The following is an 11,845-nucleotide window of genomic DNA, read 5'->3' as shown; positions in this document are numbered from 1 at the left end:
CTGGGCTAAGCCTGCGTGGCGACAGCCACGCCTTAACCCCCCATTTCTAACAGGGGGGTAGAAAAACAATAAGAAACTGTTCCAAAAGCCAATAACACCTGATGGCGCAACGGTTTGGAGCATATGGAGAAGATGTCAGCTTTTTACTTTTAGTTGACATCTTTTTTTTGTTTGGAGGAATGCACATGAATCAAGTACCTTGGTATCAACAATTAAAGGAAAAACGACTGGAATACGGTGTATCGCAAAATAAACTGGCTGTTCATATTGGAATTTCAAGACAATATATTAGTGAAATCGAAACTGGAAAAGTAACTCCTTCCGATTCACTGCAAGTTGCTTTGTTCGATATTTTAGAGCAATTTAATCCAGCTGCTCCTTTGGAAATCTTATTTGACTATGTACGGATTCGATTTTTAACGACAAATCCGAAGCCTGTCATTGAAGATATTTTAAAACTCAAAATGGAATACATGTTACACGAGGACTATGCGTTTTACTCCTATATGGAACAATACGTTTTTGGTGATATTGTCGTCATGGTTTCTCCTGATGAAGACAAAGGGTGTTTACTCGAACTTAAAGGGAAAGGATGTCGTCAATTTGAAAACTTTTTATTAGCCCAGCAACGAACATGGTTCGATTTTTTTATGGAAGTGTTTCGTGTTGGTGGCGTATTTAAACGAATTGATCTTGCGATAAACGATAAGACAAGCGTATTGGATATTCCGTTTTTAACGAACAAATGCCGTAATGAAGAATGTATCTCAGTTTTTCGTAGTTTTAAAAGTTACCGTTCTGGTGAACTTGTGCAGAGTGAAGACAAGCCTGACATGGGAAATACGTTATATATCGGCTCTTTAAAAAGTGACGTGTACTTTTGTGCGTATGAAAAGGATTATGAACAATACGTGAAGCATGGCACATCTCTCGAAGATACAGATGTGAAAAATCGCTTTGAAATTCGATTAAAGAATGATCGTGCATACCATGCAGTTGTGGATTTAATGATGTATGAAGATGCTGGTCGAACCGCCTTTTCTATTATTAATCGATATATTCGTTTTGTCGATAAAGACGAGGAAAAACGTCGCAGTAGTTGGAAAATGAATAAAGAATGGCAACGATTTTTGGATTTAGGCGTGAATAGAAAAATTTCTTTAACGACAAAACCTGAACCATATACGTTTGATAAGACACTCAGATGGCTAGCTCATCAAGTCGCCCCCACTTGGAAACTAGCGACAAAGATAGATGAACTCAATCAAACGAGTGTAATTAAGGATATGTTGGAACAGACAGAGTTATCCAAGCGCCATCAAAAAATACTCATGCAACAAACCATTCCTTTAGGGAAAGTGATTCAACCACAGTCAGATAACGAATGATTAACTTATGAAGGGAGAAAATCAAATGAACTTTGGCCAGAATTTATACAATTGGTTTTTAAGTAATGCACAATCTTTAGTATTAATGGCGATTGTCGTAATTGGAATTTATTTAGGCTTTAAACGGGAGTTTTCCAAACTAATTGGCTTTTTAATTATTGCTTTGGTTGCAGTAGGATTAGTCTTTAATGCGGCTGGTGTGAAAGACGTGTTGTTAAACCTATTTAATCGAATCATAGGGTCTTAAATTGTACCGTTTTTTTGTGGAAGATAAGTGGTCTTCTTATGTTCTACAAAAAAATGGTGGACCAAACGGTAGTGCGGTAGGTATTAACAAGCCTCATTTGTGTATCAGCAGATAATAAGCTGCTGCTTTTTTTATGGCTATTTTTAATAAAAAGGATGTGATAACCAATGGAAATGCAGGTCTATATAGCTAACCTCGGAAAATATAATGAGGGTGAATTGGTTGGTGCTTGGTTTACCCCACCCATTGATATGGAAGATGTGAAAGAACGTATTGGTTTAAATGACGAATATGAAGAATATGCAATTCATGATTTCGAGTTGCCCTTTGAGGTGGATGAATATACGCCGATTTCTGAAATCAATCGGTTATGTGCAATGGTTCAAGAAATCGAAGGCTCTCCTTTATATGATGCACTATCAGAAGTGCAAGGCTATTGGTTTGATAGTTTGGAAGAATTACTGGAACATCAGGATGACATCATTTGTTATTCTGATTGTGAAAATATGGAAGATGTTGCGAGATATTTGATAGAAGAAACAGGCGTACTTGGGGAAGTCCCTGCTAACTTACAGAATTATATTGATTATAGAGCTTTTGGACGTGATCTTGAAATTGAAGGCAGCTTTCTTGTGACGTCACATGGTGTATTTGAATATGTTCAATAGATGGAGAAGCAGCTTGTTATTGGACAGGCTGTTTTTTTCTATGTGTGAAAGGATGATTCTATTTGAAAAAATTAAAGAGCTACACACGTATTTGGTCGGTAGAAAAAGTCATCTATGCAATTAATGATTTTCCCTTACCCTTTCCCGTAACATTCAATCAAATGTCATGGTTTGTCCTTTCACTTCTAGTGGTGATGTTACTTGCGAATCTTCCCCCACTCTCTTTTATTGATGGAGCGTTATTAAAATATATCGGGATTCCAGTTGGTTTGACATGGTTTATGAGTCAGAAAACATTTGATGGCAAGAAACCGTATAGCTTTCTCAAGTCCGTATTGACATATTGGTTCCGGCCTAAAGTGACTTATGCAGGAAAACCCGTCAAACTTCAACGTGTGAAGGTAAATGAATCCATCACTGCTGTGAGGAGTGAAGTCCATGCGTTATCCGATTAAATACCTTGAAAATAATCTTGTTTTCAATCATGACGGCGAATGTTTTGCCTATTATGAGTTGTTGCCATATAATTATTCCTTTTTATCGGAGGATGAGAAAATACAAGTACATGACCACTTCCGTCAATTAATTGCCCAGAATCAAGACGGCAAAATTCATGCCTTACAGATCAGTACCGCAAGCAGTATTCGTTCGGTGCAGGAACGAAGTAAAGAGTTAGTGACAGGACGATTAAAAGAAGTTGCTTATGAGCGTATTGATGACCAAACGGAAGCCCTTGTTTCCATGATTGGTGAACACCAAGTAGACTATCGTTTTTTTATCGGGTTTAAACTATTGCTGAATGAAGAAGAAGTCAGTATGAAAGCAATGGGGAAAAACATCAAAAATTCACTTTCTTCATTTGTCCGTGATGTAAACCATCACCTGATGGGAGATTTTGTTTCCATGCCTCATGAAGAAATCAGACGTTTCTCTAAAATGGAATCTTTACTACAAAACAAAATATCTAGGCGTTTTAAAGTACGCCCTCTAGATAAAAATGACTTTGGCTATCTGATTGAACATCTTCATGAACAAACAGGAATTGCTTATGACGAATATGACTATGCCCTCCCTCTAAAGAAATTAAAAAAGGAAACTTTAGTGAAGCGTTATGATCTGATTAAACCGACTCGTTGTTTGATCGAGGAAAACCAACGTTATTTAAAAATCGAACAGGAAGAACAGACGACTTATGTTTCTTATTTTACCATCAACTCGATTGTCGGTGATCTTGAATTTCCATCCGATGAAATCTTTTATTATCAACAACAACAATTCGATTTCCCAATCGATACGTCCATAAATGTAGAAATAGTCACCAACAAAAAAGCCTTGTCTACCGTACGAAATAAGAAAAAAGAACTAAAAGACTTGGATAATCATGCCTGGGAATCCGATAACGAAACAGGCAGTAATGTTATCGACGCATTGGAACAGGTGAACGAATTAGAAGACGTTCTCGACCAAACGAAGGAATCGATGTATAAGTTAAGTTATGTGATCCGAGTTTCTGCCCCTAATTTAGACGAACTTAAACAGCGTTGTAATGAGGTGAAAGATTTTTATGACGATTTAAACGTGAAACTCGTTCGTCCATTTGGGGATATGTTGGGCTTACACAGTGAATTTATCCCAGCTAGTAAGCGTTATATGAATGATTACATTCAATATGTTACGTCTGATTTTCTTGCAGGACTTGGATTTGGGGCAACACAAATGTTGGGAGAAACGGAAGGGATTTATTTTGGTTACAACTTAGATACGGGAAGAAATGTCTATCTCAATCCAAGCCTAGCCAGTCAAGGCGTAAAAGGTTCTGTCACCAATGCGTTAGCATCTGCATTCTTAGGTTCACTCGGTGGTGGGAAATCCTTTAGTAATAACCTGCTTGTCTATTATGCGGTTCTTTTTGGTGGTCAAGCTCTCATTGTTGACCCAAAAGCGGAACGAGGAAAATGGAAAGAAACATTGCCCGAAATTGCTCATGAAATAAATATTGTCAATTTAACGAGTGAGGAAAGCAATAAAGGACTACTTGATCCTTTTGTCATTATGAAAAAGAAAAAGGATTCGGAAAGTCTTGCGATTGATATTCTTACCTTTCTCACGGGTATATCGAGTCGAGATGGAGATAAATTCCCTGTATTACGACGAGCGATACGCGCTGTTGGTCAACAAGAGGAACGTGGTTTACTCCTTGTGATTCATGAATTAAGAAGTGATCCCAATCCATTAGCTGGCCCCATCGCTGACCATATCGAAAGTTTTACCGATTATGACTTTGCCCATCTTCTCTTTTCGGATGGAACGGTGAAAAATTCGATTAGTTTAGAAAAACAGTTGAATATGATTCAAGTGGCGGATTTAGTGTTACCAGACGCAGAAACAAGTTTTGAGGAATATACAACGATGGAATTATTAAGTGTCGCCATGTTGATTGTCATTTCTACTTTTGCGTTAGATTTTATTCATTCGGATCGCAGTATTTTTAAAATCGTGGATTTGGATGAAGCCTGGTCCTTCCTGCAAGTTGCACAAGGGAAAACACTTTCTAATAAATTGGTTCGTGCAGGACGTGCCATGAATGCTGGTGTCTACTTTGTTACCCAGAATGCAGATGATCTAACCGACGAAAAATTAAAAAATAATATCGGTGTGAAGTTTGCTTTCCGTTCCAGGGATATGACAGAAATTAAGAAAACTCTTCAATTCTTTGGTGTAGATTCGGAAGATGAATCGAATCAACGACGCTTACGAGAATTAGAAAACGGTCAATGTTTAATTCAAGACTTATATGGACGTGTCGGAATTATTCAAGTTCATCCTGTCTTTGAAGATTTATTTCATGCTTTTGATACGCGTCCACCGACACAGGAGAAGAAAGGTGGCGATTAATTTGAACAAACAAAAATGGAAAAAGATTGTCTTAACGGTGGTACTTATTGGTACTGCCGTTTTTCTATGTCTTCTTTTACTTGGAACATTTGCCCAAGCTGCTGGATTAGTTGATGATACGGTATCGGAAGACAATCTGTATTCCAAATACCCACTTGACCATTACCAACTCGATTTTTATGTGGACACAGGTTGGGATTGGCTGCCATGGAACTGGAACGATGGAATAGGAAAACAAGTCATGTATGGGCTCTATACGATTACAAATTTTATCTGGATTATTAGCTTGTATTTGTCTAATGCAACAGGCTATTTAATCCAACAAGCTTATTCTCTCGATTTCATTTCCCAAACAGCTGATGCCATAGGGAAAAACATGCAAACATTAGCTGGGATTACTGCAAGTGGTTTTGGCAGTTCGGGCTTTTATGTAGGTTTTTTGCTTCTTTTCATTTTAGTGATTGGGATTTACGTGGCATATACAGGATTAATGAAACGGGAAACGACGAAAGCCATTCGGGCGATCCTAAACTTTTTAGTCGTTTTTATTTTGTCGGCCTCCTTTATTGCCTATGCCCCAACGTATATTGCTAAAATTAATGACTTTTCGGCAGATATTAGTCAGGCAAGTTTAGATTTAGGTACTAAAATCTTGATGCCTAGCTCTACTAGTCAGGGAAAAGACAGCGTTGATATGATACGGAATAACCTCTTTTCTATTCAAGTGGAACAGCCGTGGATGCTATTACAATTTGATGATTCGGATAAAGAAACGATTGGCGAAGAACGTGTTGAGAGCTTAGTTTCTATCAATCCTGATACGAATAACGGAAAAGATCGTGAAGATGCTGTTAAAGCAGAAATTGAAGATCATGACAATAAAAATTTAACGATTACGAAAACGACCACTCGCTTAGGAATGGTCTTCTTTTTATTTCTGTTTAATATCGGTATCTCCATTTTCGTGTTTCTACTATCGGGAATTATGATTTTCTCACAAATTCTATTTATCATCTATGCCATGTTTTTACCCATCAGTTTTTTACTGTCAATGATACCCACCTTTGAAAACATGGGGAAACAAGCGATTATGAAATTGTTTAATGTGATTATGTTACGAGCTGGCATTACCTTGATTATTACAGTTGCCTTTAGTATCTCATCCATGCTATACAGTTTAACAACAAGTTATCCGTTTTTCTTGATTGCCTTTTTACAGATTGTGACGTTTGCGGGCATTTACATGAAACTTGGTGACATTATGAGCATGTTTAACCTGCAAAGTAATGATTCCCAACAGGTCGGACGTAAAGTCATGCGTCGTCCTTACCGAATGTTCAATCGGGGTAGTCGGCGATTACAGAGAACAATCGGACGCACCCTTGCAGGGGCGACAGCTGGAGCAACAGTCGGGGCAATGGTTGGAAAATCAAAGCAAACAAAAGGTTCCTTCTCCCCTATTCGACCGTTACAGCGGCTAACATCAACCGCAAAGACCAATAAAGAACGCCAAAATGACAGTACGAAACCAACAACTTTGAGCCAGAAAGTAGGTCAAGTAACAGGAAGAATGCTTGGTGCGAAAAATCAATTCCGTGCGAATATAAAACACCGTAAGGAGCAATTGCATGATTTACCTACTACTGCTCAATATGCGGTGATGCAAGGAAAAGAACAGCTTACAAAACCTGCCCGTGATTTTAAAGAAGGTATGAAGCAAGCAAAGGAAAAGAGACAAAAAACACATGCAGAGCGTCAAGCAAAACATCGTCAAACCATTGCAGATAGGCGGCAAGAATTGGATAAGAAACGTACCCCTTCTCGAAAGACTGCTAGTTATGAACGACCAGTCACGCATGATGTCAATGAATCTGCACATCAAGATAGATTAAAGAACCCAACTGTTCAACAAAAAGAAAAGACAAGACCTGTCACAAAAAGCGAGCATATGAAGCAATTCAAATTACAACGACAGTTATCGAGCCCAGACAGAAAAGAGTATTTTACAGATAATCCCAAACAACCTGTTAAAAAAGAAAACCGATCTCTCAATGAAGAACGTTCTCTACCAAAAAATAGTCGGAAAATCATTAGGCGTCTCTCTAAACCTTTGAAACGTACAAATCGGAAACAAATTAGTAAGCATCCAATCCATGCAACTAGGAGGAAACGCCAATGAAGGTTATGAGAATAAAAATCATGTTAATTGCTGGGGGATTAGGCTTTCTTGCTTTTTTAGGGCTATTAGCATTTGTAGCTATTTTTATATCAAATGAAGAACATTCATCAGATAGCGGGGATTTCATTCATGATATAGGTGATATATCGGTCTCCGAAGATGTGTTAAAACATCAGCCAATGGTAGAAAAATATGCACAAGAATACGGAATTAGTGAATATGTCTCTACCCTACTTGCCATTATCCAAGTAGAAAGTGGTGGAAAGTTAAAAGATGTGATGCAGAGTAGTGAATCGTTGGGGCTTCCGCCCAATTCTTTAGATACCGAAGCTTCTATTAAACAAGGAACAAAATACTTTTCTGATTTATTACACTCCGCAGAAAGAAATGGTGTTGATGGCAATACAGCTATTCAAGGCTACAACTATGGCGGTGCTTTTATTGATTATGTCGCAAAACGAGGAAGCTCTTACTCTTTTGAACTAGCTGAAAGCTTTGCAAAGGAACGGTCAGGCGGCAGTAAAATCACTTATTCCAATCCGATAGCCGTAAAGAAAAACGGTGGCTGGCGTTATCTTTACGGAAATATGTTTTATGTCGATTTAGTGAGTCAGTATTTTATTTCCCCTCAGTTTGATGATGAAATGGTTCAGATTGTTATGGATGAAGCCCTAAAGTATGAAGGTTTCCCCTATGTTTTTGGTGGTGCGAATCCAAATACATCTTTTGATTGTAGTGGATTAACACAATGGAGTTATCGGAAAGCTGGGATTAATTTGCCCCGAACAGCACAGCAGCAATATGACGCAACCGAGTCGATTCCTTTATCGGAAGCAAAACCTGGGGATTTAGTGTTTTTTCACTCAACATATAATGCAGGAACTTATGTCACTCACGTTGGTATCTACACTGGGAACAACCAAATGTATAATGCTGGCGATCCAATCGGTTATGCAGATTTAACTACTGCCTACTGGCAAAAGCACTTAATTGGAGCTGGACGTATTAAACAATAGAAAGGTTTGAATCAGATGAGAAGATTTTTTAAAAGAAAAGAAAAACAAACGACCGAAACAAAATCCAGAAAAATGAAAGTACGGACTGTCGGTACACGTAAAAAAACAGTAACTCTTTTATGGATATTACTTATTGGTAGTCTAGCCTTTGGAATCTATAAAAACTTTACAGCAATTGATCAACATACCGTTCATGAAAAAGAAATCATTGAAAACGAGATCATCGATACGAATGCGATTGAGAGCTTTACGAAAAACTTTGTGAAAGATTACTACACATATTGACGAAGCAACAAAAGCAGCACATTTTTCACAATATATACTCACGTTAGAAAAAGATACAAATTGGATGATTGTCGAGTAAAAATGTTTTAGTTTATTTACTGTAGCTTTAGAATAAAGATTTGATCAATTGCTCCGGTAGACATTCCAGCTTCAGATGCAATTCTTCGGATAGATGCTTTTTCAATGCCTTCCGTTTCAATAATTTTCCAAGCTGTTTCAGCGATCATTTTTCTTTTGTGACCATGACCAACTATTTTCGGCACTCAAATCACCTCTTGCTTTTATTTCACACACTGTGTTATTATCATTTCATCACAGTGTGTGAAATAAATAAGGGGGGATATTTAAATTCTTGAAATCACTTATTGGAACATTAAAGCGGATGGGCATTATAAAAGTGGTGAAATAGGACCTTCTTGAGCAATTAAATCATTTGTAATGGTGCATTAAACTTCCTTTTTAACCGAACAAGTTTATTAAATGGTTTTGTGAACAGTTTGGGAGATAAGAAAAGGAATCTTAGAAATGAAACGAAGATAGTCATGGGCAATGCCTACTTTTTTCAGGGAAAGGAGATTGAAATAGATGGATCTTCATTACGAAATTAAAGGAAGAGGAAAGCCAGTTATACTACTTCATAGTGGAGCTATGGATTCACGTGACTGGGAATTCATCACACCACATCTTTCAAAGTCGTTCAAAGTGATCACTCTTGATGTCCGGGGTGCAGGGAAGTCACCTGTTCCGAATGAACCCATTGATTATGTTAAGGATCTTAGAAAACTCTTGGATCATCTTAAAATTAAGAAAGGTGCCCTCGTTGGACATTCCCTAGGTGGACAAATTGCAACTGATTTTACTCTGACCTATCCAAAAAGGGTGTCTCAACTGGTATTGGTCGCTCCAGGCCTGTCGGGGTTTAAATTTTCTTCCGAACATGCGGAATTAGAGAGCCGAGTTTCTAAAGCTGCACCAGATGTTGAGAAAATGACTAATATAATATTAAGCGAGCCTTCCTGGAGCGTTTCTTTGGGAAAAGCATACGATTTATTGCGCGAAATGATGATACACAATATTCAAAAGACCTTTGATTGGAAAACATTCGAAACTGTTTCCTCTAATTCAGCGATGGAAAGATTGGGAGAAATTAAAACGAAGACACTTTTTATCATAGGCGAGAAGGACTCAGAAGATCTCTTTAAAATCGCACAATTATATAAGGAAATTCCCAATATTAACTTTGTGCGTATACCTGGTGCTAATCACATCATCACTTTGACCCATCCTGAGGACGTTTCCGACCACATCAGTCATTTTTTGAACTTACTAGAATGGTAATATCACGAAAACACAGATAAGGGATCAGGTTCGGGAAAATCGCAAGTGGAAGCAATCGACCCACTATAACGTTATCCTTAATGTGGTTACCGTCAGAAAGTCTTTAAAGACTACTTATCATTTAAGTTTGAGACTCCTAAATGGCTTGAGGTAGATGAAATACATTGAATATGCCTTTGAAGTTATAGTCCGTTTGTGTTATAACGAGCTACACTTCAAAGAGCATTTTGTTGAACAGTTGCATGAAGTAGCTTTATTATATTACAGCTTTTCCTTCCATTACAGGCATAGCCGTCATATTTTTAGTAAAAATACAGTTCACGGATAAGCTTGTAACTTGTTGAAGTTAAAAATAAATTAGTTTAGAATGGCAGTAAATTAGAGGAAAAATTCACATTTTGAATCATAGGTTTAAAAAATAGTTACTTTTCAATAAAAATCTGATAGGAAGTGTGAAAAAATATGTTGGATACTATATGTTTTTTCTGCAAAAATAAATTTACGATTAATCATTCTGATTCACAATATTATAAAATCAAGAAAGGAGAAAATAAATACTATATATGTAAAAGTTGCAATAATTCATTTCAACAAGAAGCGATTAATAAAACTGGAATAAGTCCGGATCAAATTGATGATTATGATAAGTTTTTCCGGTATAAATAAAACTCTCTTTAATATCGCGTAAATGTCAATTTTTTCATCATTCTTACAGCCGAACATATTTACTTAAAAATCTGAAAGGAATGCCAAGGCATCCATATTCTGTTAAAGGAGTTAATTGAGTAAGAATTAATGCTTTTTTGTTGAAGTTTTTAAGCGAACTAGCAGGTAGCTAAGAAGGGAATTTATTTTACCACGTAGAAATAGGTATAATAGTATTTCAAACTAGTACTTGAAAGTAAGTTGCTCATTGGATATTTCTATCTTACTTATTGATAGTATGTTGGAAAAATGTATATCTGAAAAAATGGGTTTATCAAGCAATTAAACAATTTTCAGAAGAAGACTATGACATCCAACTCCAGAGAGTAACCATAGCAAATCTAATATCACATATAAAAGGTCCAGTGCCTCAACGACTTGAAACAGTATTTTTTAATGTAGCAGATAAAAGAGATAGAGATAAAGAGTTTGAGCGAGGGCTTCATTTATCAAAAAAAGAAGCTCTTACACTTGCTAATGAAACATTTGATATAATTCAGATTTTAGAAGATGCGAGATTAAAACGCTAATTGTTAGTGTCGCAACCTCATCTGAATATGCCTCCACTTACTTTTAGTGCTAATAGTAACGAATTAACATTACTCAATACGATGGTACAAATGGTGCCAGAAATACATAACCCTACAGGGCAAATTATGACTTGCAAAAATGAGGAAGGGAAACGTTAGTTCACGTTGCATTTTCCTTATGTTTAGCGAATCGAAGAGGTTGCTAGAACGATTTCTGATGCTATAGACCAGTAAACAAACATCTATGTAAAGGTTTTTCACCCTTATGATCAATTGATACTGCACGGAATTATTGAATCAGTTGGTCAATATTGCCATCGGATGAAACTGCGCCATGAGAATAATGAGTGTACATGGGTAAATCTCTGTGACATTGTGTATCTTTACTCTAAAAGTGTCCCATAAAGCTTCCCACGAAGCTTTTTAGTTCACTTTTGAGCTGTCTGTTTTCCTCTTCAAGTTTTTTGATACGCTCATTCTTTGCTGCCAGGAGGAGAGCCTTACCTTTATCCGTTATCTGTTTTTAACTTTTTGTACGTGTATGGCTTTCCTTTTGTTCTCTTAGCACTTCAATTTGCTATCTGATATCCGGTT

Annotated in this window: 10 protein-coding genes and 1 pseudogene; 10 read left to right on the top strand and 1 reads right to left on the bottom strand. The window is 37.0% G+C overall.

Annotated elements, in window-relative coordinates; translation table 11 throughout:
• The first annotated feature begins 185 nt into the window (after positions 1 to 185).
• From mobT to MKY45_RS06925, 8 genes are all read left to right on the top strand, one after another.
• Positions 186 to 1,388, top strand: coding sequence for a MobT family relaxase (gene mobT / locus MKY45_RS06960; RefSeq protein ID WP_341172772.1), 1,203 nt, complete (start codon positions 186 to 188; stop codon positions 1,386 to 1,388).
• 25 nt (positions 1,389 to 1,413) lie between these two features.
• On the top strand, positions 1,414 to 1,635 hold the full coding sequence (locus tag MKY45_RS06955) for a hypothetical protein (protein ID WP_077702580.1): 222 nt from the start codon (positions 1,414 to 1,416) through the stop codon (positions 1,633 to 1,635).
• 167 nt (positions 1,636 to 1,802) lie between these two features.
• Positions 1,803 to 2,303 (top strand): antirestriction protein ArdA, encoded by a 501-nt coding sequence (locus MKY45_RS06950; protein ID WP_193063126.1) that lies wholly within the window; start codon positions 1,803 to 1,805, stop codon positions 2,301 to 2,303.
• 62 nt (positions 2,304 to 2,365) lie between these two features.
• Positions 2,366 to 2,758, top strand: a complete 393-nt coding sequence (locus MKY45_RS06945) for a conjugal transfer protein (RefSeq protein WP_256705929.1) — start codon at positions 2,366 to 2,368, stop codon at positions 2,756 to 2,758.
• Positions 2,742 to 5,198: a conjugal transfer ATPase TcpF gene (gene tcpF, locus MKY45_RS06940; RefSeq protein ID WP_341172771.1), complete on the top strand. Its 2,457-nt coding sequence runs from the start codon at positions 2,742 to 2,744 to the stop codon at positions 5,196 to 5,198. Before MKY45_RS06945 ends, tcpF begins: the two co-directional genes overlap by 17 nt.
• Positions 5,188 to 7,377: a CD3337/EF1877 family mobilome membrane protein gene (locus tag MKY45_RS06935; protein ID WP_425313036.1), complete on the top strand. Its 2,190-nt coding sequence runs from the start codon at positions 5,188 to 5,190 to the stop codon at positions 7,375 to 7,377. Before tcpF ends, MKY45_RS06935 begins: the two co-directional genes overlap by 11 nt.
• A gap of 5 nt (positions 7,378 to 7,382) precedes the next feature.
• Complete coding sequence (locus MKY45_RS06930; protein WP_256706286.1) at positions 7,383 to 8,393, top strand: bifunctional lytic transglycosylase/C40 family peptidase; 1,011 nt, start codon at positions 7,383 to 7,385, stop codon at positions 8,391 to 8,393.
• Between the two features lie 15 nt (positions 8,394 to 8,408).
• Positions 8,409 to 8,678, top strand: a complete 270-nt coding sequence (locus MKY45_RS06925) for a hypothetical protein (RefSeq protein ID WP_445667624.1) — start codon at positions 8,409 to 8,411, stop codon at positions 8,676 to 8,678.
• 113 nt (positions 8,679 to 8,791) lie between these two features.
• On the opposite strand, the pseudogene MKY45_RS06920 reads toward MKY45_RS06925, so the two are convergent.
• Positions 8,792 to 8,941, bottom strand: a pseudogene (locus MKY45_RS06920) (TetR family transcriptional regulator); the annotation flags it as partial.
• A 322-nt stretch (positions 8,942 to 9,263) separates the two neighbouring features.
• Between MKY45_RS06920 and MKY45_RS06915 the strand changes: the two are divergent.
• Positions 9,264 to 10,016, top strand: a complete 753-nt coding sequence (locus MKY45_RS06915) for an alpha/beta fold hydrolase (RefSeq protein ID WP_256705927.1) — start codon at positions 9,264 to 9,266, stop codon at positions 10,014 to 10,016.
• 1,070 nt (positions 10,017 to 11,086) lie between these two features.
• On the top strand, positions 11,087 to 11,251 hold the full coding sequence (locus tag MKY45_RS06910) for a hypothetical protein (protein WP_332094245.1): 165 nt from the start codon (positions 11,087 to 11,089) through the stop codon (positions 11,249 to 11,251).
• Positions 11,252 to 11,845 lie beyond the last annotated feature (594 nt).

This window comes from Oceanobacillus sp. FSL K6-0251, assembly GCF_038004725.1.
GTDB classification, from domain to species: domain Bacteria; phylum Bacillota; class Bacilli; order Bacillales; family Amphibacillaceae; genus Oceanobacillus; species Oceanobacillus oncorhynchi.
This window is presented reverse-complemented; position numbering and strand designations above follow the sequence as displayed.